Source organism: Micromonospora globbae (genome assembly GCF_036184225.1).
Taxonomy (GTDB): domain Bacteria; phylum Actinomycetota; class Actinomycetes; order Mycobacteriales; family Micromonosporaceae; genus Micromonospora; species Micromonospora globbae.
Map to the genome: position 1 here is coordinate 3,637,908 of NZ_CP108084.1, position 25,268 is coordinate 3,663,175.

The 25,268-nt window shown below is 73.4% G+C and carries 21 protein-coding genes; 13 read left to right on the forward strand and 8 right to left on the reverse strand.

What is annotated here, in order from left to right; all coding sequences use genetic code 11:
- Positions 1-8: 8 nt before the first annotated feature.
- Positions 9-1,364 carry a sensor histidine kinase gene (locus tag OG994_RS16085; protein WP_328853728.1) on the reverse strand — a complete coding sequence of 452 codons (1,356 nt, stop codon included), beginning with the start codon at positions 1,362-1,364 and terminating at the stop codon, positions 9-11.
- A gap of 86 nt (positions 1,365-1,450) precedes the next feature.
- Positions 1,451-2,110, reverse strand: a complete 660-nt coding sequence (locus tag OG994_RS16090) for a response regulator transcription factor (RefSeq protein ID WP_120329457.1) — start codon at positions 2,108-2,110, stop codon at positions 1,451-1,453.
- A 95-nt stretch (positions 2,111-2,205) separates the two neighbouring features.
- On the opposite strand from OG994_RS16090, the gene OG994_RS16095 reads away from it, so the two are divergent.
- Positions 2,206-3,309: a LolA family protein gene (locus OG994_RS16095; protein ID WP_328850195.1), complete on the forward strand. Its 1,104-nt coding sequence runs from the start codon at positions 2,206-2,208 to the stop codon at positions 3,307-3,309.
- Between the two features lie 186 nt (positions 3,310-3,495).
- On the opposite strand, the gene OG994_RS16100 is transcribed toward OG994_RS16095, so the two are convergent.
- A complete protein-coding gene (locus OG994_RS16100; RefSeq protein ID WP_328850196.1) occupies positions 3,496-4,251 on the reverse strand; it encodes an SGNH/GDSL hydrolase family protein in 756 nt (251 codons plus the stop codon).
- 220 nt (positions 4,252-4,471) lie between these two features.
- Here OG994_RS16100 and OG994_RS16105 point away from each other — a divergent pair, with 220 nt between their 5' ends.
- Positions 4,472-6,694, forward strand: coding sequence for a HelD family protein (locus OG994_RS16105; RefSeq protein ID WP_407942610.1), 2,223 nt, complete (start codon positions 4,472-4,474; stop codon positions 6,692-6,694).
- Positions 6,695-6,874: 180 nt separating this feature from the next.
- On the opposite strand, the gene OG994_RS16110 is transcribed toward OG994_RS16105, so the two are convergent.
- Positions 6,875-7,282 carry a hypothetical protein gene (locus OG994_RS16110; protein WP_120329453.1) on the reverse strand — a complete coding sequence of 136 codons (408 nt, stop codon included), beginning with the start codon at positions 7,280-7,282 and terminating at the stop codon, positions 6,875-6,877.
- A 510-nt stretch (positions 7,283-7,792) separates the two neighbouring features.
- Between OG994_RS16110 and OG994_RS16115 the strand changes: the two genes are divergently transcribed.
- Both OG994_RS16115 and OG994_RS16120 read left to right on the forward strand, forming a co-directional pair.
- Positions 7,793-9,628, forward strand: coding sequence for a glycerophosphodiester phosphodiesterase family protein (locus OG994_RS16115; protein WP_328850198.1), 1,836 nt, complete (start codon positions 7,793-7,795; stop codon positions 9,626-9,628).
- Positions 9,629-9,842: 214 nt separating this feature from the next.
- The gene (locus OG994_RS16120; protein ID WP_120329452.1) at positions 9,843-10,226 is read left to right on the forward strand and encodes a hypothetical protein; all 384 of its coding nucleotides are present in this window, start codon (positions 9,843-9,845) and stop codon (positions 10,224-10,226) included.
- A gap of 160 nt (positions 10,227-10,386) precedes the next feature.
- Here OG994_RS16120 and OG994_RS16125 read toward each other — a convergent pair whose 3' ends face one another.
- The 3 genes from OG994_RS16125 to OG994_RS16135 all read right to left on the reverse strand — a co-directional run bounded on the left by OG994_RS16125 (position 10,387) and on the right by OG994_RS16135 (position 14,281).
- Positions 10,387-11,346, reverse strand: coding sequence for a sporulation protein (locus OG994_RS16125; RefSeq protein WP_120329451.1), 960 nt, complete (start codon positions 11,344-11,346; stop codon positions 10,387-10,389).
- 121 nt (positions 11,347-11,467) lie between these two features.
- Positions 11,468-12,244, reverse strand: coding sequence for a DeoR/GlpR family DNA-binding transcription regulator (locus tag OG994_RS16130; RefSeq protein WP_120329450.1), 777 nt, complete (start codon positions 12,242-12,244; stop codon positions 11,468-11,470).
- 33 nt (positions 12,245-12,277) lie between these two features.
- On the reverse strand, positions 12,278-14,281 hold the full coding sequence (locus OG994_RS16135) for a beta-galactosidase (RefSeq protein ID WP_328850199.1): 2,004 nt from the start codon (positions 14,279-14,281) through the stop codon (positions 12,278-12,280).
- A gap of 280 nt (positions 14,282-14,561) precedes the next feature.
- Between OG994_RS16135 and OG994_RS16140 the strand changes: the two genes are divergently transcribed.
- The 9 genes from OG994_RS16140 (at position 14,562) to OG994_RS16180 (ending at position 24,030) form a co-directional block, all read left to right on the forward strand.
- Positions 14,562-15,890: an ABC transporter substrate-binding protein gene (locus tag OG994_RS16140; RefSeq protein WP_120329448.1), complete on the forward strand. Its 1,329-nt coding sequence runs from the start codon at positions 14,562-14,564 to the stop codon at positions 15,888-15,890.
- A 21-nt stretch (positions 15,891-15,911) separates the two neighbouring features.
- Positions 15,912-16,868 carry a carbohydrate ABC transporter permease gene (locus tag OG994_RS16145; RefSeq protein ID WP_328850200.1) on the forward strand — a complete coding sequence of 319 codons (957 nt, stop codon included), beginning with the start codon at positions 15,912-15,914 and terminating at the stop codon, positions 16,866-16,868.
- The gene (locus tag OG994_RS16150; RefSeq protein ID WP_328850201.1) at positions 16,865-17,773 is read left to right on the forward strand and encodes a carbohydrate ABC transporter permease; all 909 of its coding nucleotides are present in this window, start codon (positions 16,865-16,867) and stop codon (positions 17,771-17,773) included. The genes OG994_RS16145 and OG994_RS16150 overlap by 4 nt, the downstream gene beginning before the upstream one ends.
- A complete protein-coding gene (locus tag OG994_RS16155; protein ID WP_328850202.1) occupies positions 17,770-19,902 on the forward strand; it encodes an alpha-galactosidase in 2,133 nt (710 codons plus the stop codon). The genes OG994_RS16150 and OG994_RS16155 overlap by 4 nt, the downstream gene beginning before the upstream one ends.
- A gap of 115 nt (positions 19,903-20,017) precedes the next feature.
- On the forward strand, positions 20,018-20,410 hold the full coding sequence (locus OG994_RS16160; RefSeq protein ID WP_328853729.1) for a YciI family protein: 393 nt from the start codon (positions 20,018-20,020) through the stop codon (positions 20,408-20,410).
- A 24-nt stretch (positions 20,411-20,434) separates the two neighbouring features.
- On the forward strand, positions 20,435-21,682 hold the full coding sequence (locus tag OG994_RS16165) for an RNA polymerase sigma factor (protein ID WP_328853730.1): 1,248 nt from the start codon (positions 20,435-20,437) through the stop codon (positions 21,680-21,682).
- A 10-nt stretch (positions 21,683-21,692) separates the two neighbouring features.
- Positions 21,693-22,013, forward strand: coding sequence for a DMT family transporter (locus OG994_RS16170; RefSeq protein WP_120329442.1), 321 nt, complete (start codon positions 21,693-21,695; stop codon positions 22,011-22,013).
- Between the two features lie 200 nt (positions 22,014-22,213).
- Complete coding sequence (locus OG994_RS16175) at positions 22,214-23,176, forward strand: TIGR03557 family F420-dependent LLM class oxidoreductase (protein WP_120329441.1); 963 nt, start codon at positions 22,214-22,216, stop codon at positions 23,174-23,176.
- A 44-nt stretch (positions 23,177-23,220) separates the two neighbouring features.
- Positions 23,221-24,030: an alpha/beta fold hydrolase gene (locus tag OG994_RS16180; RefSeq protein WP_328850203.1), complete on the forward strand. Its 810-nt coding sequence runs from the start codon at positions 23,221-23,223 to the stop codon at positions 24,028-24,030.
- 434 nt (positions 24,031-24,464) lie between these two features.
- Here the strand turns inward: OG994_RS16180 and OG994_RS16185 are convergent, their stop codons facing one another.
- Positions 24,465-25,265 (reverse strand): endonuclease/exonuclease/phosphatase family protein, encoded by an 801-nt coding sequence (locus tag OG994_RS16185; RefSeq protein ID WP_328850204.1) that lies wholly within the window; start codon positions 25,263-25,265, stop codon positions 24,465-24,467.
- Between the last annotated feature and the right edge of the window lie 3 nt (positions 25,266-25,268).

Consider the following 25,268-nt stretch of genomic DNA (forward strand, 5'->3'; position numbering starts at 1 on the left):
TCGCCTGATCACCGGCCCTCGTCGCTCGGGGACAGCGCGGGCAGCCGCAACGACACCCGTAGACCCGGCCCGTCGGCGTCGTCGAGGCTCACCGTGCCGCCGGCCCGGCGTACCAGCTCCCGGACGATCGCCAGGCCCAGACCGGCGCCGCCGGCATCGCGGGCCCGCGCGTCGTCCAGCCGGGTGAACCGGTCGAAGACCCGCTCGCGGTCCGCGGCCGGGATGCCGGGTCCGTCGTCGGTCACCGTCACCAGGTGGTACGCCCCGGCCGGCGCGGCGGCCAGCACCACCCGCGTACGCGCGTGCCGCACGGCGTTGTCCAGCAGGTTCGTGAGGACGCGGCGCAGCTCGTCCGGGTCGCCGACGGTCCACAGCGGCGCGCCGGGCGGCGTCACCTCCACCGGCGGCGACGGGTAGCGGGACGCCGTCACGGTCAACAGCTCACCCAGCTCGACCGGCCCGGTCGCCGCCGGACCGGACCGGGCGGTGCCCCGGCCGGCGGCCTCGTCGAGCCGGGCCAGGAGCAGCAGGTCGTCCACGAGACGGCTCAGCCGCTCGGTGTCGGCGAGCAGGCTCTCCGTCACGGCCGCCCAGTCCGTACGGTCGCCGAGGCGCTGGGCGACCTCCAGCTCGGTGCGGATGTTGGTCACCGGGCTGCGCAGCTCGTGCGCGGCGTCGGCCACGAAGGCCCGCTGCCGCTGCCGCGCCGACTCCAGCCGGTCCAGCATGCCGTTCAGGGTGACCGCCAGCCGGTGCACCTCGTCCCGGGAGGCGGGCACCGGCAGCCGCTCCGGTCCCGCGCGGCCGGTGATCTCCTCGGCGCCCCGGCGCAGCGCCTCCACGGGTCGCAGGGTCGCGCCGACCACCCGCCAGGCCACCGCGGCGAGCACCCCGACCAGCAGCGGGAAGCTGACCAGCAGGATGGTCCGTACGACGTGCGTGCTGTGCCGGACGTCGGCCAACGACTTCGCGACCAGCACGGTGAGCGGGTCGGCGGCGGTGCCGGCGGGCACGGTCACCACGCGCACGGGCCCGGCGAGGCCCACGCGTTCGCCCGAGACCACCAGGCGTTCGCGCCGGTCCGGGTCGAGCCGGTCGGGGCGCACCATCGGCACCAGCCGGTCGGCGTCGATCGACGCGGCGCGGATCCGCCCCTGCGCGTCGACGACCTGCACCCGCACCTGACCGCCGGCCACGGGCAGCGGATCGGGCAGCGCGTCCTCGGCGGCGAGCCGGGCGACGGCCTCGGCCGTCCGGGTCGCGTCCGCGTCCACGCTGCGTTGCAGCGCGTACCCGAGGACGGCGAGCAGCACCACGCCGCCGAGCGCCAGCCCCACGCTGAGGCCGAGCACGCCGATCACCATGAGCCGGCCGCGCAGGCCGAGGGCCACGCCGCGCGGCAGGGGCGCGGACAGCAGACCGCCGCGGCGGCGATCCCCCGGCCCGGGGGTCACGTGGACACCAGGCGGTAGCCGGCGCCGCGCACCGTCTCCAGCCGCTCCCGACCGATCTTGCGGCGCAGGTAGCCGACGTACACCTCGACCGCGTTCGGGGCGGTCTCCAGGCTGGCGTCCCAGACGTGGTCCAGCAGTTCGGTCTTGGACACCACCTCGCCGGCGCGGCGCATGAGGTAGTCGAGCAGCGCGAACTCGCGGGCGGTGAGCGCGACCTCGACGTCGGCGCGGGTCACCCGTCGCCGCGCCGGGTCGAGCCGCAGGTCACCGACCGTGAGCACGGCGGGGCGCTGGGGCGCGCCCCGGCGCAGCAGCGCGCGCAGCCGGGCCAGCAGCACCACGTACGAGAAGGGCTTGGTGAGGTAGTCGTCGGCGCCGCAGTCCAGGCCGTCGGCCTGGTCGTACTCGCCGTCCTTGGCCGAGAGCATGAGCACCGGCAGCCAGTGCTCCTCGGCGCGCAGCCGGCGGACCAGCTCGTAGCCGGAGAGCCCGGGCAGCATCACGTCGAGGATCATCGCGTCGTAGCCGCCGTGCCGGGCGGCGTCCAACCCGGCCGGCCCGGTGGACGCCACGTCGACCGCGAAGCCCTCCGCCTGCAGGCCCCGTTGCAGGGCGGCCGCCAGCCGCGCCTCGTCCTCCACCACCAGCAGCCGCACAACGCCAAGCGTGCCACCGCCCATCCGGGGCCGATACGGTCGTCTCAGCACCCTCACAGCTACCACCAGGCAGGATGTGCGCAGGAGGTGCCCACATGTCCGTCATCACGAGCCGTCCCGTCCTGCGCTGGCTGGTGCCCGTGGCCGCCGCCGCCACCGTGATCGGTGGTGGCGCCGCCATCGGCACGTTCGCCGCCGAGGCCGAGCCCGCCCTGCCGCCACGCACGGCCGCGCAACTCCTGGTCGACCTGCAGACATCCCAGCTGGAGGGGCTCTCCGGCACCGTGGTGCAGCGCGCCGACCTGGGCCTGCCGCCGATCGCGGGCCTGGCCGCCAACAGCAGCGACCTGGCCGCCCTGGTCACCGGCACCCACACCCTGCGCGTCTGGTACTCCGGGCCGGAGCGGCAGCGGGTCGCGCTACTGGACACACTCGGCGAGCGGGATCTGATCCACGACGGGCGCGACGTGTGGACCTGGGACAGCCGCACCAACACGGCCACCCACCGCACCCTGGACGCCGAGACCGCCAAGGGCATCCACGAGGCGCCGGAGCTGCCCGTCACGCCCCAGGAGGCCGCCGACCGGGCGCTCGCCGCCGTCGACGAGAGCACCGCCGTCAGCGTGGGCCGGGCCGCCCGGGTCGCCGGGCGCGACGCCTACGAGCTGGTGCTGGAGCCGCGTGACCAGGCGTCCCTCGTGCACCAGCTTCGGATCGCCATCGACGCCCGCGAACACGTGCCGCTGCGGTTCGAGGTGTTCGCCGACGGCAGCGACCAACCGGCGTTCGAGGTGGCCTTCACCCAGATCGACTTCCGCCGCCCGGACGCCGACCAGTTCACCTTCAACCCGCCGCCGGGCGTCACGGTAAAGGAGGAGACGGCCGACCGGCCCGCCGCCGGTGAGCGCCGCCCCGACGCCACCACGCGGGCGGCCGAGCGTCCGCAGGTGCGTACGGTCGGGACGGGCTGGACGACGGTGCTGGAGGCCCGCGTCGGCGACGGCGCCCCGACGAGCGCGAAGGGCGCCGCGGACAGCGAGTTCGCCGGCGTGCTCGGCGCCCTGCCGGCCGTCAGCGGCGACTGGGGCAGTGGACGCCTGCTCACCGGGAAGCTGTTCAGCGTCCTGCTCACCGACGACGGTCGCGTGCTGGCCGGCGCGGTGACCCCGGAACGCCTCTACGAGGTCGCGCGGGGCTGACGGCCCCCGGTCCACCGACTCTCGCGGCGCTGCCGGCCACCGGCCGGCGGCGCCGCGTGGCGTTTCCGCACCGGATGCCGGCATGACACACGTGGTACGCCGGCGAGCCGGGCCGCCCGCAGCGGCGTCGGGATGCCGGCGTGGGGCGGCCCAACCGGTCCGGGCCAGGCGCGTGGCCGGGGCGGTTCAGCGGGTCGGATCGTCGGCCGGGACCGGCGCGGTGCCGGCGCTCGTCGGCGCGGTGCCGGCGCTCGTCGGCGCGGTGCCAGCGCTCGTCGGCGCGGTGCCAGCGTTTCTCGGCGCGGGCACGGCCGGGGCGGCGGCGCCGAGGGCGGCGAGGAAGGCGTCGGCGAGCACGGCGTGCCCGGCCAGGTTCGGGTGGACCCGGTCGGCGGCCCAGTGGCCGGGCGCGGTGACCGTCAGCGCCCGGTCGAACGCCGCCTGGGTGGCCACGTGCACCGCGTCGAACTCCGCGGCGAGCGCCGCCACGACCGCCGCGTAGCGGTCGGTGTCCGCGCGCTGCGGCTCGGCCCGGTCGGGCTCGATGAGGTACGGATCGGCGAGGATCAACCGGCAGCCGGTCGCCTCGACGACGCGGCGCAGCAGGCCGCGCAGCGTGCGCTCGTACTCGTCGATCGGCACCGACTCGGCCGGCCGGCCCGTGTAGCGGCGCCAGATGTCGTTGATCCCGATCATCACGGACAGCCAGTCGGGGCGCTCCCCCACCGCGTCCTGCTCCCAGCGGGCCGCCAGGTCCCGGACGGTGTCGCCGCTGACGCCCCGGTTGACCCAGGTCAGGTCGAGGTCGGGGTGGCGGGCGGTGACGAAGGCACGGACCAGGCTCACGTAACCGTCGCCGTACGGCGCGGCCCCCTGCCGGCGGCCGCAGTCGGTGATGCTGTCCCCGATGAACACGACACGCTCGCCGGTCCGCAGGATCATCGTGTGGCCCCTCACCGCCGGCGCGACCCGCCGGTTCGGCTTGGTCCGACCCGCCGCGGCACGCTATCTTTCAGAGTTCAGGCACAAAAAAGAACGGCTGTCGAAAGCCGTTCATGCAACGAATTTTAATGCTTAGGGAGACGGCTTGTCAAGGCACTCCGGAATTACCGGCGAATTGCCGCTCGACGACGAGATCGGGCGCGAGCAGGAGTACGTCTCCATGCTCTACCACCGCCTCGACGAGCTGCGTGAGCAGGCCGCCCGCCGGCTCACCGAGGAGCTGCGGACGACCGGCGGGACCCGCCAGGCCCAGTCGCAGCGCGACAGTTCCGTGCGCATGTACGCCGAACAGGTCGAGCAGTTCTCCGCCGTGGAGGAAGGGCTCTGCTTCGGTCGCCTCGACGGCGAGGACGGCTCCCGCCACTACATCGGCCGCATCGGCATCCTCGACCGTGACGGCGACCTCGACCCGCTGCTGATCGACTGGCGCGCCCCGGCCGCGCGCCCGTTCTACCTCGCCACCGCCGCCAACCCGCAGGGCGTACGCCGGCGGCGGCACCTGCGCACCCGGCAGCGGAAGGTGACCGGCCTCAACGACGAGGTGCTCGACATCACCGCCGCCTCCCCCACCGGCCACGAGGAACTGACCGGCGAGGCGTCGCTGCTGGCCGCGCTGAACGCCGGGCGCACCGGCCGCATGCGGGACATCGTCGAGACCATCCAGGTCGAACAGGACAAGGTCATCCGCGCGCCGCTGCCCGGTGTGCTGGTGGTCCAGGGCGGCCCGGGCACCGGCAAGACGGCGGTGGCGCTGCACCGGGCGGCGTACCTGCTCTACACGTACCGGCGGGAACTCGCCACCCGCGGCGTGCTGCTGGTCGGCCCGAACGCCACGTTCCTGCGCTACATCTCCCACGTGCTGCCCGCCCTGGCCGAGACGGGCGTGCTGCTGCGTACGCAGGCCGACCTCTTCCCCGGCGTGCAGGCCCGCCGGGTCGAGTCCGCCGAGGCCGCCGCGCTCAAGGGCCGCACGGTGATGGTCGAGGTGCTGGAGGCCGCCGTCCGCGACCGGCAGCGCGTGCCGGACGAGCCCATGGAGATCGAGGTGGAGCGGGAGATCCTCACGCTCCACCCGGAGACCGTCCGGGTGGCGCGGGACCGCGCCCGCCGCTCCGGCCGCCCGCACAACCTGGCCCGGCCGCTGTTCGACATCGAGATCGTCCACGCGCTCGCCGAGCAGGTGGCCGACCGGATCGGCGCGGACCCGCTCGGCGGGGAGAACCTCCTCGAGGAGGCCGACCGGGCCGAGATCCGCCGGGAACTGCGGGAGGAGCCGGGCGTCCGGGCCGCGCTGGACGAGCTGTGGCCGGTGCTCACGCCGCAGCGCCTCCTCGCCGACCTGTACGCCGACCCCGACCGGATCGCCTTCGCCGCGCCCATGCTCACCCCGGACGAGCGGGCCCTGCTGCACCGGGAGCCCGGTGGCTGGACGCCGGCCGACGTGCCGCTGCTGGACGAGGCCGCCGAGCTGCTCGGCGAGGACGACCGCGCGGCCGCGGCCCGCCGGGAGCGGATCCGGGCGCTGCAACGGGAGTACGCCGAGGGCGTGCTGGAGATCGCCCGGGGTTCCCGGTCGATCGACGTGGAGGACGAGGCCGACGGCGGTGAGATCCTCGGCGTCACCGACCTGATCGACGCCGACCGGCTGCTGGAGCGGCAGGAGGAGGCAGACCGGCTGACGACCGCCCAGCGGGCGGCGGCCGACCGCCGGTGGGCCTTCGGGCACGTCATCGTCGACGAGGCGCAGGAGCTGTCCCCGATGGCGTGGCGGCTGCTCATGCGGCGCTGCCCGAGCCGGTCGATGACGATCGTCGGCGACGTGGCGCAGACCGGCGCGCTGTCCGGCACGCCGTCGTGGCGGGAGGCGCTGGAGCCGTACGTGGCCGACCGGTGGCGGCTGGCCGAGCTGACCGTCAGCTACCGCACCCCGGCCGAGATCATGGCGGTCGCCGCCGACCTGCTCACCGAGATCGACCCGGCGCTGCGCCCGCCGCGCTCCGTACGCTCCAGCGGCGTACCGCCGTGGGACCGCACGGTGACCGCGGACCGGCTCGCCGACGAGCTGGTCGCCGCCACGACCCGCGAGGTGGCCGGGCTCGACGAGGGCCGGGTCGGCGTGATCGTGCCGGCCGGCCGCATCGACGACCTCGGCGCGGCCGTCACCGCGGCGCTGCCCGAGGCGGCCGTCGGTGAGCATCCCGAGCTGGAGAGCACGGTGGTGGTGCTGACCGTGGCCCAGGCCAAGGGGCTGGAGTTCGACTCGGTGCTGGTGGTCGATCCCGACCGGATCGTGGCGGAGTCGCCGCGCGGGCGCAGCGACCTCTACGTCGCCCTGACCCGCGCCACCCAACGCCTGGGAGTCCTCCGCCCCACCACGTCCTGACCCCGCCCCCGCTCGCGCCCCTCGCCCCCTGCCCCCTGCCCCTGTCCCGCTCGGTTGATCATGAGGTTGGCGGGCCGTTCGGAGATCGAAAACGCCGCCAACCTCATGATCGACCGGGTGAGGGCGGGGAGGGCGGGAGCGCGAGGGGCCCCTCGGTGGGGCCCCTCGCGGTGGTTCCGGTCACTCGTTGGTGAAGTTGCCCACCTGGCTGGCGGTGCCGGACTGGTCACTCGTGGAGCCGCCCGCCGGGGTGCTCATGCCGCCCGTCGTGGCGTCACCCGTGGTGGTCGGCGCCACCTTGCCCGGATGCCGCTCCGGCTGCCGCGCCACCCGCCGGACGCTGGCCGGGCCGGCAGTGCCGCCGGTGGTGGTGACCGCACCCTGACCGGCGACGGGCCCGCCGTCGCGGAGCACGGTCGCGTCCACGGCGGCGTCCGCCGGATCGTCCGGGTCGGCGTCCTGGATCACCCGCTGCACGTCGGTCTGGGGCACGGTCACCTCGTCCAGGGCGCCCTCGCCGTAGATGCCGCCGGCGATCCGGTCCTCGGCCCGCCGGGCGGCGTCCTGTCGCATGTCGTCCTCACGCACGTCACACCACCTCGCAGAAACGTCGGTCTCTCTGCGTGCCCGACGCCGCCGGGGTCAAACACGCGCCGCCGCCGGGGATCCCGACGCGCACCGCACGCCGACATCGCCGTCGCGCACCCCGCGGACGTACGCCGTCCGGGCTCACGCGGGCACCACCGCCGTACGACGCCACGGGCGGGCCGAACCGGACAGACACCGTCCACGGTTCACCCGGGCGTCTCCCGCTGGCCGCCTCCGCGCCGCACCCGCTGCCCATGCTGACCGGCGACCGGCGGGACGGGCCCGCCGGAGGAGGAGTGACAGCGTGCGCACAGTACGCCGTATCGCGGTCGCGGCCCTGGCGGCGGCGACCGTGACCACCGGGCTCGCGGCCCCCGCGGGGGCGAAACCGCGACCGGAGCGGACCTTCGACGTCCAGGCCCACCGCGGTGGCCTCGGGCTGCGGGTGGAGAACACCCTCGCCTCGTTCGGCAACGCCTCCAGCTCGGGGTCAGCACCCTCGAACTGGACGTGCAGATCACCGAGGACGGGCAGGCCGTGGTCACCCACGACCGGAAGATCAGCGGCGCCAAGTGCGTCGACACCGCACCGGTGACCCCCGGCGACCCCGAGTTCCCGTACGTCGGCAGGTACGTCAACACGCTCACCCTGGCCCAGGTACGCACCCTGGACTGCGGGTCGAGGACACTGCCGGACAAGCCTGGCCAGCTCGCCGTGCCGGGCGCGCGGATGCCCCTGCTGCGGGAGGTGTTCGCCCTCGTCAAGCGCTACGGCGCGGACGACGTGATGCTCAACGTGGAGACCAAGGTGGAGGCCGGCGCGCCGACCGAGACCGCCCCGCGTGAGCAGTTCGTGCAGGTCACGGCGGCCGAGGTCCGGCGTGCCGGGCTGCTGAAGCAGGTGACGATCCAGAGCTTCGACTGGGGCGCGCTCATGCGGATGCGTCAGGTCGAGCCTCGGCTGCCGCTGGTGGCCCTGACCAACTACGACTTCCTCCAGACCGGCCAGCCGGGCGCCTCGCCGTGGCTGGGCGGCCTCGACATCGACGACTTCGGCGGCGACCCGATCCGGGCCATCCGGACCTTCGGCGCCAGCGCCTTCTCCCCGGTGCACGGCTTCCCGCAGAACGGCACCGTCACCGACCCCGGCTACCGGCCGTACGTCACGAAGGAGATGGTGGCCAGCGCCCACCGCCACGGCATCAAGGTGATCCCGTGGACGGTCGACGACGTGCCCACGATGGCGAAGCTCGTCGACGACGGCGTGGACGGCATCATCACCGACTACCCCGACCGCCTGCGCGGCCTGCTCGCGCAGCGCGGCTACCGCCTGCCGAAGGCGTACGCGGCGCCGTTCGACATCCAGGCCCACCGCGGCGGCCGGGCGACCCGTCCGGAGAACACCCTGCCCGCGTTCGCGAACGCCCTCGCGAACACGGCGATCTCCACTCTGGAGCTGGACACCGGCGTCACGCGGGACGGCCACCTGGTCGTGCTGCACGACCGCGCCATCAACGGCTCGCACTGCGTCGACACCGCACCGGCCCGCCCCGGCGACCCGGAGTTCCCGTACGTCGGCAAGCCGGTGCACGAGCTGACCCTCGCGCAGGTCAAGACGATCGACTGCGGCACGAAGACGCTGCCCGAACTGCCGGCGCAGGTGCCCGCGCCGGGCGCCCGGATCCCGACGCTCGACGAGGTCTTCGCGCTGGTGAAGCGCAGCGGCCGCACCGACGTGCGGATGAACATCGAGACGAAGATCAGCCCGCTGGTGGACGACACGGAGCCGTACCGCAGCTTCACCCGCAAACTCGTCGGCGCCATCGAGCGGGCCGGCTTCACCGACCGCGCCACCATCCAGTCCTTCGACTGGCGGACCATCACCTACGCCCGCCAGTTGAACAAGCGGATCGGCACCGTCGCGCTGGTCTGGCAGTACGGCCCGGCCGAGTGCGCGAGCCTCGCCGACGAGTGCTCGCTGCAGGCCGTGTACGGCGACCCGTCGGTGAAGAGCCCGTGGACCGGCGGGCTGGACTGGTGGCGGTACCGGGACCTGGGCAAGCTCACGAAAGCCGCCGGCGCCGGCACGGTGTCGGCGAACTGGCAGGTGCACGACCCGGAGCAGGGCACCGTGGCGTCGGCCGACTGGTACCTGCGGGAGAACCCGGCGTACTTCCACGGACCGGACGTGCGGACCCTCCAGACGCGGTACGGGCTGAAGGTGATCCCGTACACCGTCGACGACGCCGCGGTGATGCAGCGGCTCATCGACCTGGGCGTGGACGGGATCATCACCGACGACCCCGACCTGCTCGTCGGCGTCGCCATCCGCAACGGGCTGCGCTGACGTGCCCCGCCGGTGGTGCCCGTGCGGCGGGCGCCACCGGCGCGGCGGCGCCCGGCCGTACGCCGGTTTTCCGGCTCCGGGAGGGTGTTACCTCGCCCTGGGGCCCGGGTAGTCGGTGGGCGTCCCCGCCACGAAACACGAAACCGTGCCGTGGCCGAGACGCGGTAGCGGGGCGAGGGAAGCGCAGGACTCATCGCATCCTGAGGAGGACAAGATGAGCACGCAGGCCGCATCCACCAGGCCGATGAACCGGCCGAACGCGGACATCCAGAACCGCCAGGCCATGCAGGAGACGCCCACCCGTCCGATGCCGATGGTCAGTGGTGACGGACACCGGGAGCCGACGCCGCAGACCGGCACCGAGACCAAGCAGGCGTTCCTCACCACCGAGTTCTGGATCTACGCCGCCGCTGTCGCGGCCGTGGTGATCGCCGCCTTCTGGGGCGGTTCGGCCACCAACGGGCTGAACGTCAACAACCCGGTCCAGGCATGGTGGTTCATCACCGCGCTGACCGCCGCGTACCTGGTCAGCCGGGGTCTGTCGAAGGCCGGCTCGCCGAAGCGCTCGCTGAGTGAACGGCGCACGGGTCGACGGTGACCCCTCGTACGGCCGGTGGCCTCCGGGATGCGTCCCGGAGGCCACCGTCGTCTGCGGACCGCCGCGTGCCGGCCACGCCCGTCATGGCCGGTCGCCCGTCACGGACCGGCGTCGCGGGCCGTCCTCGCCGTGCCGCACGGCGACCGGCGTGGGACGGCGGTCACTCGTCGAAGCCGAGATCCTCCCCGAGGTCGCCCTCGAAGGCGTCCTCGATGAGCTCGCCGGCGATCATCCCGCCGGCGACACCCAGCGCGGCCCCGGCGATCATCCCGCCCATGCCGTGCCCCCGGCCGTGGCCGTGGTGACCGTGGTGGCCGTGGCCGAAGCCCGCGGCGTGCATGCCGCCGTAACGGGAGGTCGTCTCGCGCAGCCAGCCGTCGACCACCTGCGTCCAGTCGAGACGGTCGGCGTCGGCGTGCGAGACCGTGTAGCGCCCGTAGGTGTCCTGCCCCGGGGTGAGGAACCCGCCGCGCTTGTCGCACTCCAGCACCACGTCCACGCCGTACTGGTTGGTCACGAAGGTCAGCTCGACCTCGCGGACCGTCTGCGCGTACTGCGGCGCGGCGAAGAACTCGATCTCCTGGTAGAACGGCAGGGTCTGCTGCACGCCGTAGATGTGGCCGCGCTCGAGGTCGGCGGTCTTGAACCGGAAGCCGAGGCGCTGGAACGCGTCGAGGATGCGCTCGTGCACCGGCAGGGGGTGCACCGCCACGTGGTCGAGGTCGCTCTTGTCCACGGCCCGGGCCACCGCCAGCTCCGTACGCAGACCCATCGTCATGCCGTGCAGGCGCTGGCCGTACACGTCGGTGATGGGGGTCTCCCACGGCACCGGGAGCTGGAACGGGATGGAGACCTGCTGCTTGGGCGCGAGCTGGAGCGGGCCGCTGACCACCGTCCGGTAGAACTCCATGATCCCGGCGTACTCGGTGTCGTGCCCCTCGATCTCGACCCGGGTGACCAGGCTGAGCACCACCTGCTCGATGTTCGCCTCCACCTCCCCGCCGAGGAGGTTGACCTGCCCTTCGAGGGTCAGACCCGGGCGCGTGTTGGGGTTGGCCAGCACCGTGTCCACGCTGGGGCCGCCCACACCGAACGCGCTCATCATCTTCTTGAAGACCATCGGAACTCCCGTGCGACCGCCGAGGGCTCCACCGTGGAGCCGGACGTCTGCTCGACCGGCACCCTATCGGCTGGCCCTGTGAGGTCGCTGTGAAGCGACGCGGCGGGTCGGTCCGGCGGGCCTACTCCGCGTCCACCACCACCAGCTCGCCGACCTGATCGCCGATGACGCTGCGAGCCTCGGCGGGCAGCCCCGCGTCGGTCACGAGGATGTCGGCGGCCTCCAGCGGGGCGATGGTGGCGATCCCGATGGTCTCCCACTTGGTGTGGTCGGCGAGCACCACGAGCCGGCGGGCGGAGCCGATGAGGCACCGGTTGACGCCGGCCTCCAGCAGGTTGGGGGTGGTGAAGCCGGTACGCGGGCTCATCCCGTGCACGCCGAGGAAGAGCAGGTCGACGTTGAGGGCGCTGATGGCGGCCTCGGCGACCGGACCGGTCAGCGCGTCCGAGGGGGTGCGGATGCCGCCGGTCAGGACGACGGTCTGGTCGCTGCGGGGGTCCTGGTAGAGCGCGTCGGCCACCGGGATCGAGTTGGTCACTACGGTGAGCCCGCGTACGTCGGAGAGCAGGGTGGCCAGCGCGGCCGTGGTGGTTCCCGCGGACAGCGCGATGGCCATGCCGGGCTCGACGAGGGTGGCGGCCCGCTCGGCGATGGCCCGCTTCTCGGCCTGCTGCCGGATCGACTTGGCCGCGAAGCCCGGCTCGTCGGCGGAGCCCGGGCCGGCCAGCGTCGCACCGCCGTGCACCTTGTCCACCAGGCCGCGCTCGGCCAGCACCTCCAGGTCGCGCCGGATCGTCATGTCCGACACGCCGAACCGGCTCACCAGGTGGCTCACCCGGACACCGCCGTGCTGCCGGATCAGATCGAGGATCGCGCTCTGCCGCTGCTGGGCGAGCATCCGGTCAACCTCCTTCGACCCGTCGCGGTTCGATCATGCCGTCGTCGCGTCGGGATCCTCCCGGACCACCGCGACCTCACCGGCCGGCACCACCACCTCACCGTCGCACCGGTCACGCGTCAACAGCTCCACGCCCGTGACGGGCACCCGCGCCGGGCCGGTCGTGTGGTTGACGACGAACAGCCAGCTCCGCTCGCCGTCGCGGCGGCGGACCACCTCCACCCCCTCGGGGGCGACGGCGGCCGGGCGTACGCCGGACTCGGCCACGAGCCGGCCCACCAGCCGGTCGGTGGCGGACTGGTCGAGCCGGGTTCCGGCGTACCAGGCGGCGCCGGCGCCCACCGCGTGCCGCGTCAGCGCGGGCACCCCGGGAAGCGGGCCGTCGACGTACGAGGCGAGGACCTCGGCGCCGTCGGGGTGCAGCCACTCGGTCCACACGTCGGCGACCGACCCGTCGTCGAGCCGGACCCGCTCGCCCTCCCGCAGGGGGAAGAACTCCTCGGTGCGCACGCCCAGCAGGTCCCGGAAGGCGCCCGGGTAGCCGCCGAGCCGGATGTGGTCGTGCTCGTCGACGATGCCGCTGAAGTAGGTGACCAGGGCGGTGCCGCCGTCGGTCACGAACCGGCGCAGCGCCGCGGCGTCGGCGTCGCGCACGAGGTAGAGCGTGGGCGCCAGGACCAGCCGGTAGCGGGCGAGGTCCGTCGAGGGGTGGACGACGTCGGCGGTGATCCCGGTCCGCCAGAGCGAGTCGTAGAGCGCCGTCAGCCGGTCGAGGTAGGTGACGTCCACGCTGGGGTGCGAGTCCAGCTCGACGCCCCACCACGCCTCGTAGTCGAAGAGGATGGCCACGTCGGCCTCCACCCGGCTGCCCCGGATCTCGGCCAGCGCGCCCAGGTCGGCGCCGAGCCGGCAGACCTCGCGGAACACCTTCGTGTCGGGGCCGGCGTGCGGCACGAGCGCCGAGTGGAACTTCTCGGCCCCGGCGCGGGAGGCCCGCCACTGGAAGAAGAGGACGCCGTCGGCGCCCCGCGCCACGTGGGCGAGGCTGTTGCGGCGCAGTTGTCCCGGCGTCTTGGCGACGTTGCGCGGCTGCCAGTTGACAGCGCTCGTGGAGTGCTCCATGAGCAGCCACGGTTCGCCGCCGGCGACGCCGCGGGTGTGGTCGGCGGAGAGCGCCAACCCGACGTGGGCCCGCGGGTCGGCGGCGGTCAGGTAGTGGTCGTTGGCGACCAGGTCGACGTCGCCGGCCCAGGAGTGGTAGTCGAGGTACTTGACCCCCGTGCCGATCATGAAGTTCGTGGTGACGGGCTGGCGGACCAGCCGGCGCAGCACCTCGCGTTCGGCGCGCAGTTGGGCGCGCTGCTCGTCGGAGGAGAAGCGCAGGAAGTCCAGCTGCTGCGTGGGGTTGGCGAACGTGGGGGCGGTGCGCGGCGGGTTGATCTCGGCCCAGTCGCCGTACCGCTGGCTCCAGAAGGCGGTGCCCCAGGCGGCGTTGAGGGCGTCGAGGTCGCCGTAGCGCTCGCGCAGCCACGCCCGGAACGCCTCGGCGCTGACGTCGCAGTAGCAGTGCACGTTGTGGCAGCCGAGCTCGTTGGACACGTGCCACATGACGACGGCCGGGTGCGCGGCGTACCGGCCGGCGACCGCCTCGACGAGCGCGAGCGAACGCTCCCGGAACACCGGCGAGCTGGGGCAGTACGCCTGCCGGCCGCCCGGCCAGAGGACGGTGCCGTCGGCGCGGCGCGGCAGCGTCTCGGGGTGCGCCCGCGCCAGCCACGGTGGCGGGCTCGCGGTGGCGGTGGCGAGGTCGACGTCGACGCCACCGGCGTGCAGCAGGTCGAGCACCCGGTCCAGCCAGCCGAACTCGTACCGGCCCGGCGCCGGCTCCAGCAGGGCCCAGGAGAAGATGCCGACCGACACCAGGTTGACCCCGGCCCGGCGCATCAGCTCGACGTCCTCGGCCCAGGTCTCCTCCGGCCACTGCTCCGGGTTGTAGTCGCCGCCGAAGAGGATCCGGTCGCCCTGCCATCGCCGCATGGCAGCAGAGCGTGCCCGCATCGGTCGGTCAAGTCAACAGGTTCCAACATCGATGCTCTTTCCAACGTTTACCTGGTAACAGCCCCGTCACGACTGGGCTATCGGCTCCTTACTGTCCTCTTGACAGCACCGTGGGGAGGGGTAGCTTGAGGCGCCACTGGCAGTTCGTGTTCGCCAATGTGGATTCACGGTGGATCCCGTGTGCGATCACGAGCAGCGGTCACGCCACCTCTTTGACGGCCCTCGGGCGCAGCGCACCTCTTCATCCGCAGGAGGAACCATGTCCCGTCCCCGTACCCAGGCCGAGTACCTGGCCAGACTCGTACCGCCCTCCGTCGCCGGCCTCAACCGCCGCACGCTGCTCGCCGGGGCGGCCGGCGCGGGCGCCCTGCTCGGCACGGGGCTGCTCGCCGGCTGCGGCGACTCGGACTCCGGCGGATCCGGAGCCAAGTCGGTGTCGATGGGCTCGAACGCGTCCGACCCGACGCCGAAGGACGTGCTCGCCAAGGTGTCGGCCGCCTTCAAGACCTCCTCGGGCATCGAGGTCGCCATCAACACCGTCGACCACAACACGTTCCAGGAGAACATCAACAACTACCTGCAGGGCAAGCCGGACGACGTGTTCACCTGGTTCGCCGGCTACCGGATGCGCTTCTTCGCCGCCCGCGGCCTGGCCGGCGACGTGTCCGACGTGTGGGGCAAGCTCTCCGGCTTCTCCGACGCCTTCAAGAAGGCGTCCACGGGCGACGACGGCAAGCAGTACTTCGTGCCGTTCTCGTACTACCCGTGGGCGGTCTTCTACCGCAAGTCGGTGTGGCAGCAGCACGGCTACCAGGTGCCGAAGAACCTGGACGAGTTCACGGCACTCGCGAACCAGATGAAGAAGGACGGCCTCGTCCCGATCGGCTTCGCCGACAAGGACGGCTGGCCGGCCATGGGGACGTTCGACATCCTCAACCTGCGGATCAACGGCTACCAGTTCCACGTCGACCTGATGGCCGGCAAGGAGGCCTGGACCTCCGACAAGGTCAAGAAGGTCTTCGACACCTGGGCCGGGCTGCTGCCGCTGCACCAGCCGGACTCGCTGGGCCGCACCTGGCAGGAGGCCGCCCAGACGCTGCAGCAGAAGAAGAGCGGCATGTACCTGCTCGGCCTCTTCGTGGCGCAGCAGTTCAACGCCGACGAGCAGGACGACATCGACTTCTTCACCTTCCCGGAGATCGACCCGACGATCGGCGCCAAGGCGCTGGACGCCCCGATCGACGGCTACATGATGGCCCGGAAGCCGAAGTCCGAGGACAACGCCAAGAAGCTGCTGGAGTACATCGGTGGCGTGGACGCGGCGAACATCGCCGTGAAGACCGACCCGGGCACCCTGGTCGCCAACAGCGGCGCGGACACCAGCGGATACAGCGCGCTGCAGAAGAAGGCGGCCGAACTGGTCGGCTCGGCCACGGAGATCGCCCAGTTCCTCGACCGGGACACCCGGCCGGACTTCGCCTCGACCGTGATCATCCCGGCCCTCCAGCAGTTCATCAAGGACCCGAAGGACATCGGCGGGCTGCTGACCAGCATCGAGAACCAGAAGAAGTCGATCTTCACGAGCTGACGGCGAGAGGGGGAGGACAACATGTCCGACCTGCCCCTGATCCAAGCGGATCGCGCCGTGGAACCGCCGGCCGCGACCACCACCACGGGTGGTCGCGGCCGCCGGCTGCGGCTCCTGTCCCGCACCGACCGCGTGGTCATCACGCTGATGGTGCTCGTCCCCCTGCTGCTGGTCACCGCCCTGGTGTGGCTGCCGGCGCTGGCCACCGTGCTGCTCTCCGGCACCGACTGGGACGGCATCGGCCCGCTGTCGGACATCGACTTCGTCGGCGGGCGCAACTACAGCGACGTGCTGACCATCTACCCGCCGTTCATGCCCGCGGTACGGCACAACCTGCTCTGGCTCGCGGTGCTCTTCCTGCTGGCCACCCCGTTCGGCATGTTCCTCGCCGTACTGCTCGACAAGGAGCTGCGCGGCAGCCGCTTCTACCAGACGGCGCTCTACCTGCCGGTGGTGCTCTCGCTGGCGCTCATCGGCTTCGTCTGGCAGCTCATCTACTCCCGCGACCAGGGCCTGCTCAACGCGGTGCTCGGCACCGACACCGACTGGTACGGCGACCCGAGCGTCAACATCTGGGCGGTCATGCTCGCCTCCGGCTGGCGGCACGTCGGCTACATCATGCTGCTCTACCTGGCCGGGTTGAAGGGCGTCGACCCCTCACTGCGGGAGGCCGCGGCCGTCGACGGCGCCTCGGAGGTGAAGAGCTTCTTCCGGGTGGTGTTCCCGGTGATGCGCCCCATCAACATCATCGTGCTCGTGGTGACCGTCATCGAGTCGCTGCGCGCGTTCGACCTCGTCTGGGTCGTCAACAAGGGACGCAACGGCCTCGAACTGCTCTCCGCGCTGGTCACCCAGAACGTGGTCGGCGAGGCGAGCCGGATCGGCTTCGGCTCGGCGCTGGCGACGATCATGCTGGTCGTCTCGCTGGTCTTCATCACCATCTACCTGGCCACCGTGATGCGGGGAGAGGACCGATGACCGCCACCGCGATCCGCCCGCCCGCCGCCGGGGAGGTGTCGCCGTCGCGGCGGCGGCTCACCCCGCAGCGGGTGGTGCTGCACGTCTTCCTCGCCGCCGTGGCGATCGGCTGGCTCTTCCCGATCCTCTGGGCCGTGCTCACCTCGTTCCGGTCGTACGAGTACACGGCCACGAACGGGTACGTGTCCCTCGGCGGCTGGACGATCGACAACTACGTCACCGCCTGGCGGCAGGCGGAGTTCGGCCAGCACTTCCTCAACTCCGTCTACATCACCGTGCCGGCGGTGCTGCTGACGCTCTTCCTCGCGTCCTGCGTGGCCTTCGTCATCGCCCGGTTCGGTTGGAAGCTCAACCTGGTGCTGCTCGGCCTGTTCACCGCGGCCAACCTGCTGCCCCAGCAGGCCCTGCTCATCCCGCTGTTCCGGCTGTTCACCCAGGTGCCGCTGCCGGCGTTCATGAGCGACTCGGAGCTGCTCTACGACAGCTACTGGGGGCTGATCCTCATCAACGTCGCGTTCCAGTGCGGCTTCTGCGTCTTCGTGCTGAGCAACTACATGAAGGCCCTGCCGCGCGACCTGTACGAGGCGGCGATGGTCGACGGGGCCAGCGTCTGGCGGCAGTACTGGCAGGTGACCATGCCGCTGTGCCGGCCCGCCCTGGCCGCGCTCGCCACGCTCGAGGTGACCTGGATCTACAACGAGTTCTTCTGGGCCACCGTGCTCATGCGTACCGGCGACAAGTTCCCGGTCACCAGCTCCCTCAACAACCTGCGCGGCGAGTTCTTCACCGACAACAACCTGGTCTCGGCCGGCAGCGTGCTGGTCGCGATCCCGACCCTGGTCATCTTCTTCCTGCTCCAGCGGCACTTCGTCCGGGGCCTCACGTTGGGAGCGAGCAAGGGATGATGGTGCACCTGCGCCGCGCGCGGACCAGCCTGGTGCTCGACGCGCGCGGCCCCGGCCTGCCCCGCGTCGTGCACTGGGGCGGCGACGTCGGCGACCTCGACGACGACGGCCTGCGGCAGCTCGCCGACGCGACCGTGCCCCCGGTCGTGCCGAGCAGCTTCGACGCCCCCACCGTCCTGTCGCTGCTGCCCGAGGCGGGCGCCGGCTGGAGCGGCCGTCCGGCGCTGGCCGGGCACCGCGACCGCGCCGACTGGGCCACGGCGTTCGCGTTGGACGGGCTCGACGTCGACGACGACGGGGACGGTCCCGCCCGGGTACGCGTCCACGCGGTCGACCCCGGCGCCGGGCTGTCCCTGACCGTGGAACTCACCCTCGACCCGACCGGCCTGCTGCTGCTGCGCCACCGGCTGCGCAACGACGGGGACACGCCGTACGAGCTGCGGGAGCTGACCCCGGTGCTGCCGGTGCCGGCCGTCGCGACCGAACTGCTCGACCTGACCGGCCGGTGGTGCCGGGAACGGTCACCGCAGCGGCACCCGTGGCCCATGGGCACCTGGGTCCGGGAGGGCCGGCACGGCCGTACCGGCCACGACGCCACGCTGCTGCTGGTCGCCGGCACGGCGGGGTTCGGGTTCGGGCACGGCGAGGTGTGGGCCGTGCACACCGCGTGGAGCGGCGACCACGTCACCTTCGCCGAACGGCGCCCCACCGGGGAGGCCACCCTCGGCGGCGGCGAACTGCTCACCCCGGGCGAGGTGGTGCTCGGCCCCGGCGAGTCGTACGCCACTCCCCTGCTCTACGCCGCCTGGTCCGACACGGGCCTGGACGGGCTCAGCGACGTCCTGCACACCCACCTGCGGGCCCGTCCGCGGCACCCGCGGTCACCCCGACCGGTCACCCTCAACGTCTGGGAGGCGGTGTACTTCGACCACGACCTGGACCGGCTGCGGGCGCTCGCCGACCGGGCCGCGGAGGTCGGGATCGAACGGTTCGTGCTGGACGACGGCTGGTTCCGCGGCCGGCGGGACGACACGGCCGGGCTCGGCGACTGGTACGTCGACGAGGACCTGTGGCCCGACGGCCTGGACCCGCTCATCGCGCACGTCACCGGGCTCGGGCTCCAGTTCGGGCTGTGGGTCGAGCCGGAGATGGTCAACCCCGACTCGGACGTGTACCGCGCCCACCCCGACTGGGTGCTCGCCGTGCCCGGTCGGCTGCCACCGACCTGGCGCAACCAGCAGGTGCTCGACCTCGCCCACCCCGAGGCGTACGCGTACCTGCGCGACCGGCTGGACGCGCTGCTCACCGCGCACCCGGGCATCGGCTACCTGAAGTGGGACCACAACCGGGACCTCACCGAGGCCGGCCACCGGGGCCGGCCCGGCGTGCACACGCAGACCGAGGCGGTCTACCGGCTCCTCGACGAGCTGCGCGCCCGGCACCTCGACGTGGAGATCGAGAGCTGCGCCTCCGGCGGCGCCCGCGTCGACCTGGAGATCCTCGCCCGCACCGACCGGGTGTGGGCCAGCGACTGCAACGACGCCCTGGAACGGCTCGCCATCCAACGCTGGACCGGCCTGCTGCTCCCGCCCGAACTGGTCGGCAGCCACATCGGCCCACCACGCTCGCACACCACCGGGCGGACGCACGACCTTGGCTTCCGGGCCGCCACCGCGTTCTTCGGCCACTACGGCGTCGAGTGGGACATCACCTCGGCGACCCCGGCCGAGCGGGCCGAGCTGGCGGCGTGGGTGGCCCTGCACAAGCGGCTGCGCCCGCTGCTGCACACCGGCCGGACGGTCCGGGTCGACCACCCCGACCCCGCCGTCTGGGCGCACGGCGTGGTCGCCCACGACGGGTCGCAGGCGGTGTACGCGGTCAGCCGCCTGGCCACCTCGGTGGCCCAGGTGCCGGGGGCGGTCCGGCTGCCCGGCCTGCACGGGCGGCGCCGGTACGCGGTGCGGCCGGTGCCGGGGGTGCCGGCGCCCGCCACCGTGCAGCGGGCCGAGCCCGCCTGGTTGCCGGCCGGGGTGACGCTGACCGGCGCGGCGCTGGCGACGGTCGGTCTGCAGATGCCGGCGCTGCACCCCGAGCAGGCGCTGCTGCTGGAGGTCACGGCGGTCGACTGATTTTTTTTCCAGGGATCTTCGGCGGACCTGTCGAGGCGGGCCCCGCCTGCTTCTACCTCAGGGTGAGAGCACCGAGAATGAGGTGCGCAGGCGTGAGGAGCCAACCGTGAAGTACATGTTGCTGATGCAGTTCAGCGCCGCCGGGACCGACTTCCCGCCGATCGACACCTGGACGCCGGAGGAGATCCGGGCGCACATCGCCTTCATGGGCGAGGTCAACGCGAAGCTCACCGCGGACGGGGAGTGGGTCCAGGGCGAGGGCCTGGGCGGGCCGGCGCAGGCCCGGATCGTCCGCGCCGGCGAGGGTGGCGTGCCCGTGGTGACCGAGGGGCCGTTCCCGGAGACGAAGGAGTTCCTCGCCGGCTGGTGGATCGTCGACTGCGAGACGCCGCAGCGGGCCGTGGAGATCGCCGCGCACATCTCCACGGCGCCCGGCCCGGGCGGCCGCCCGCTGAACATGCCCATCGAGGTGCACCCGGTGATGTCCGCCCCGCCGCAGGAGCTGTGACGGCTGGCCACCACCGACCTGCCCATCGAGGACCTGCTGCGCGAGCTGGCGCCGCAGGTCCTCGGTGTGCTCGCCCGCCGCTTCGACGACTTCGCCACGGCGGAGGACGCCGTGCAGGAGGCGCTACTGGCCGCGGCGACACAGTGGCCGGTCGAGGGCGTCCCCGGCAACCCGCGCGGCTGGCTCATCCAGGTCGCGTACCGCCGGATGATCGAGCTGGTCCGCGCCGAGACCGCGCGGCGGCGCCGGGAGGACCTGGTCGCGCGCCGCGAGCCCGACGACCGGCGGGTCGCCCCCGCGGTGGACGACCAGCTCACCGCCGGGCGGGACGACACGCTGGTGCTGCTGTTCCTCTGCTGCCACCCGGCGCTCTCCCCCGCCTCGGCCATCGCGCTGACCCTGCGGGCGGTCGGCGGCCTGAGCACCGCCGAGATCGCCCACGCGTTTCTCGTGCCCGAGGCCACCATGGCGCAGCGGATCAGCCGCGCCAAGCAGCGGATCCGCGACTCCGGGGTGCCGTTCCGGATGCCCGAGGCCGCCGACCGCGCGGCGCGGCTCGCCGCCGTCCGGCACGTGCTCTACCTGATCTTCACGGAGGGGCACACCAGCAGCGCCGGCCCCGACCTGCGCCGCGTGGACCTGTCGGCGGAGGCGATCCGCCTGACGCGGGCGCTGCACGAGCGGCTGCCCGACGACAGCGAGACGGCCGGGCTGCTCGCGCTGATGCTGCTCACCGAGGCGCGCAGCCCCGCCCGTACCGGCCCGTCCGGTGAGCTGATCTCCCTCGCCGAGCAGGACCGCGGCCGGTGGGACGCGGCGGCCATCGCCGAGGGCGTCGACCTGGTCACCCGGGCGCTGCCCCGGGGCCCCGTCGGCCCGTACCAGATCCAGGCCGCCATCGCCGCCCTGCACGACGAGGCGCCGTCGGCCGAGGAGACCGACTGGCCGCAGATCCTCGCCCTCTACGAGGTGCTCGAGGCGCGGTCGGGCAGTCCCGTCGTCGCGTTGAACCGGGCCGTGGCGACCGCCATGGTGCACGGCCCGGACGCCGGGCTGGCCGCCCTCACCGAGCTGGCCGGCGACCCGCGCCTGGCCGGACACCACCGCCTGTACGCCGCCCGAGCGCACCTGCACGAGATGGCCGGCGACCGGGACCGCGCGGTGGCCGACTACCGGGCCGCCGCCGCCCGGACCAGCAGCGTGCCGGAGCAGCGGTACCTGACGATGCGCGCCGCCCGGCTGGCGGCGCGGACCGCACCGACGGAGGGATGACGGGTACGACATGGCGTACGTCCTGCTGGGCATCGCGATCGCGGCCGAGGTGGCGGCCACCAGCCTGATCAAGGCCACGGCCGGTTTCACCCGGCTCGGGCCGACCCTCGCCTGCCTCGCCGGCTACGGGCTGGCCTTCGTCATGCTCGCCCAGGCCGTGAAGCAGATCCCGGTCGGCGTCGCCTACGCCCTCTGGTCGGGACTGGGCACCGCGACCATCGTGGCGATCGGCGCGGTCTTCCTCGGCGAACCGCTCGGCGCCGTGAAGATCATCGGGATCGCCCTGATCATCGTGGGCGTGGTCATCCTCAACCTCAGCGGCACCCACTGACGCCGGTGGCCGGCCCGGTCCGGGCCGGCCACCGGAGCCGTCAGCTCGCCGTGCAGCTCACCGCGGGGCGGGCGTTGGGGCATCAGCGTATGCCGATGCGTCAGGTGGCGCAACGACGCCCGTCGAACCGGACCCGAGGGTTGACCACGGTCCGACGGGGTATCCGGGGACGATCCCCCGGGGTCGGAAGGAGAGGCGACATGGTCAACGTCGGCTACACGCTGCTGTGCGAGCAGAGCGGCCCGAAGCAGCTGGTCGACCACGCGGTACGGGCGGAGGCGGCCGGCTTCGACCTGCTGGTGGTCTCCGACCACTACTACCCCTGGCTCGACTCGCAGGGCCACTCGCCGTACGCCTGGTCGGTGCTCGGCGCCGTCGCCCACGCCACCGGCCGGGCCGAGCTGATGTCCTTCGTCACGTGCCCGATCCGCCGCTACCACCCGGCGGTCGTGGCCCAGAAGGCCAGCACCGTCGGTGTGCTCTCCGACGGCCGGTTCACCCTCGGCCTCGGCGCCGGCGAGAACCTCAACGAGCACGTGGTCGGCGGCTGGCCGCACGTGCAGCAGCGGCACGAGATGTTCGAGGAGGCGTTGCAGATCATCCGGCCCCTGCTCAACGGCGAGACGCTGACGTTCTCCGGCAACCACTTCGACGTGCCCGACGCGTACGTCTGGGACCGGCCGGAGACGCCGGTGCCGATGGCCGTCGCCGCGTCCGGCCCGCAGTCGGCCACCCTCGCCGCCGAGTACGGCGACGGCGTCATCGCCACCGAGCCGGACCGCCGGATCGTCCAGCTGTACGACGACGCGGGCGGCGCCGGCCGGCGCCGCTACGGGCAGGTGGCGATCTGCTACGGCCCCGACGAGGCCGAGTGCCGCAAGATCGTGCACGACCAGTTCCGCTGGTTCGGGCTGGGCTGGAAGGTCAACACGGACCTGCCCGGCCCGGAGTCCTTCGCCGCCGCCACCCAGTTCGTGCGGGAGGACGACGTCGCGCAGGGCATCTCGTGCGGCCCGGACGTCGACCGGCACGTCGAGGCGTTCAAGGCGTTCGTCGACGCCGGCTTCACCGACGTGGCCGTCATCCAGGTCGGCGCCGACAGCCAGCCGATGTTCCTCGACTGGGCGCAGGAGCAGCTGCTGCCCCGGCTCCGTGAACTGTGAGCCGGAGACGGCTGCCGACGCCGACCCCGGCCGGCCGGTTCACGATGGCGGAGCTGCGCCTCGCGATGGCGGCGCCGCAGCCCGCCGCGGGGCTGACGAGTGAGTGGCGCCTGGTCGACGGGCTGCGTACGCACACCCGGCGGAGCCCGGACCCGGGCACCGGCGCACCGCCGGTGGTCCTGGTCCACGGCCTGGCCGTCTCGCACCGCTACCTCACGCCCCTGGCCGTCGCGCTGGCCCGGACGCACCCGGTGTACCTGCCGGACCTGCCCGGGTTCGGGCTCACGGCGCACCCCGCCGGGACGTACGACGTCGCCCAGCACACCGCGCACCTCGCGGCGTGGCTCCGCGCGTACCGGCTGCCGCGGGTGTGCGTGCTCGGGCACTCGTTCGGCGCCGAGGTCGCCGCCGCGCTCGCCGCCCGGCACCCGGAGACCGTGCGGGCGCTGGTGCTCGCCGGCCCGACCGGTGACCCGACCGCCCGCTCCCGGCGTACGCTGCTCGGCCGCTGGCTCGTGGACACGCTGCGGGAGGCGAAGGCGCAGGCGCCCATCCTGCTGCGCGACGTGTGGGACGCCGGGCCGCGCCGGGTGGCCGCCACCCTGTCGTACTCGGTGGGCAACGCCATCGAGGCGGACCTGGTGCGGGTCGAGGCACCGACCCTGGTGGTGACCGGCGCGCGCGACCCCGTGGTGCCGCCCGCCTGGCGGGACGAGGTGGCCCGGTTGATTCCGCACGCCCGGACGCTCGTGGTGCCCGGCGCCGCGCACAACGTGGCGACCACCGCCCCGGCGGAGGTCGCCGCCGGGGTCCGCCGCCTGATCGCGGACACGTCGAGGGTGCTCGACGGGTGAGCCGGCTCGGACGCTGAGCCGGCTCGGACGCTGAGCCGGCTCGGACGCGGAGCCCGCTCGGACGCGGAGCCCGCTCGGAGGCTGGTTCTAAAGGACATCAGCTCTAAAGCAGCGCCGGGCGGGTATGAAGGCGACACCGCGAGCGGCCGCACGGCCGCGGCGCGGCAGCGGCCGTGCGGCCTGGGGCCCCGGCACCGACGGAGGGAGACCGATGCGCATCGGGAACGTCGAGATCCGCCCGCTCGGCGGCGGCCTCGGCTGCCTGCTGATGATCCTCTTCTCGGTGCTCGCCTCGGTGGTGCTCACCGTCCTGGTCAACCTCGTGTTCTGACCCGGCGAGGCCCGTCAGCCGGCACGGCCAGCCAGCCGACACGGCCAGCCAGCCGACACGGCCGCCCAGCCCCGGACACGGCCAGCCAGCATGGGACGCCCCGTCAGGCAGCGGCCAGCGCCACGTCCGCCACCAGCGGATAGTGGTCGGAGGCGTGATCCGCGACCCCACCCCGGACGACCCGGCAGTCCCGCACCCGCGCGGCCAGCGGCGGGCCGCCGAGCAGGTAGTCCAGCCGCATGCCGGTGAACTCGCCCCCGCCGTGCCGGGTGGGCACGGTCAACCCCTCGTCCGGCCCGCCGGCCGCCCGCCACAGGTCCACGAGGCCGGTGGCGAGCAGCACCGCCACCGCCCGGGTGTCCACGGTGCGCCCGTCGCGGCGCAGGTGCCGGCGCCGGTACGGCGGGGCCAGCGACGCGAGCCGCGCGGTGTGGTCGGTCGCCGGGTCGAGGCTGTTCAGGTCCCCGCCGACGAGGGCCAGCCCGTCCGGCGCCCGGCGGACGGCCCGGGCCAGCCAGTCCACCTCGACGCGCCGCCAGCCGCCGGAGTACGGGCTGAGGTGCGTGCCCAGCACGGTGAGCGGCCCGGCGTCGGTCGCCAGCACGACCCGTGACGCCGCGTGGTGGAACGGCCGGCGCAGCGGGCCGGCCGCGAGGGTGCGCAGCGGCGGGCGCACCAGGACGGCCACCGGCTGACCCAGGCAGCTGCGGGCCAGGTGGGGGCGCATGCCCAGCCGATCGGCGAACGTGTCCAGCACCCCGTCGGCGCCGAAACCGCGCAGCTCCTGGAGCAGCAGCAGGTCGGGGCGCTCGGCTGAGATCACCTCGACGATCGCGTCCCGCCGGTCGGTGCCGTCGCCGTCGCGCCCGCCGGTACGGATGTTCCAGGTCATCACCCGCAGCACGGC

Bases quoted from the DNA above. Each gene is read 5' to 3' on its own strand.
- OG994_RS16085 (WP_328853728.1), bottom strand. From the start codon at position 1,364: ATGGTGATCGGCGTGCTCGGCCTCAGCGTGGGGCTGGCGCTCGGCGGC.
- OG994_RS16095 (WP_328850195.1), top strand. From the start codon at position 2,206: ATGTCCGTCATCACGAGCCGTCCCGTCCTGCGCTGGCTGGTGCCCGTG.
- OG994_RS16100 (WP_328850196.1), bottom strand. From the start codon at position 4,251: ATGATCCTGCGGACCGGCGAGCGTGTCGTGTTCATCGGGGACAGCATC.
- OG994_RS16105 (WP_407942610.1), top strand. From the start codon at position 4,472: ATGCTCTACCACCGCCTCGACGAGCTGCGTGAGCAGGCCGCCCGCCGG.
- OG994_RS16120 (WP_120329452.1), top strand. From the start codon at position 9,843: ATGAGCACGCAGGCCGCATCCACCAGGCCGATGAACCGGCCGAACGCG.
- OG994_RS16125 (WP_120329451.1), bottom strand. From the start codon at position 11,346: ATGGTCTTCAAGAAGATGATGAGCGCGTTCGGTGTGGGCGGCCCCAGC.
- OG994_RS16130 (WP_120329450.1), bottom strand. From the start codon at position 12,244: ATGCTCGCCCAGCAGCGGCAGAGCGCGATCCTCGATCTGATCCGGCAG.
- OG994_RS16135 (WP_328850199.1), bottom strand. From the start codon at position 14,281: ATGCGGCGATGGCAGGGCGACCGGATCCTCTTCGGCGGCGACTACAAC.
- OG994_RS16140 (WP_120329448.1), top strand. From the start codon at position 14,562: ATGTCCCGTCCCCGTACCCAGGCCGAGTACCTGGCCAGACTCGTACCG.
- OG994_RS16145 (WP_328850200.1), top strand. From the start codon at position 15,912: ATGTCCGACCTGCCCCTGATCCAAGCGGATCGCGCCGTGGAACCGCCG.
- OG994_RS16150 (WP_328850201.1), top strand. From the start codon at position 16,865: ATGACCGCCACCGCGATCCGCCCGCCCGCCGCCGGGGAGGTGTCGCCG.
- OG994_RS16155 (WP_328850202.1), top strand. From the start codon at position 17,770: ATGATGGTGCACCTGCGCCGCGCGCGGACCAGCCTGGTGCTCGACGCG.
- OG994_RS16160 (WP_328853729.1), top strand. From the start codon at position 20,018: ATGTTGCTGATGCAGTTCAGCGCCGCCGGGACCGACTTCCCGCCGATC.
- OG994_RS16170 (WP_120329442.1), top strand. From the start codon at position 21,693: ATGGCGTACGTCCTGCTGGGCATCGCGATCGCGGCCGAGGTGGCGGCC.
- OG994_RS16175 (WP_120329441.1), top strand. From the start codon at position 22,214: ATGGTCAACGTCGGCTACACGCTGCTGTGCGAGCAGAGCGGCCCGAAG.
- OG994_RS16180 (WP_328850203.1), top strand. From the start codon at position 23,221: ATGGCGGAGCTGCGCCTCGCGATGGCGGCGCCGCAGCCCGCCGCGGGG.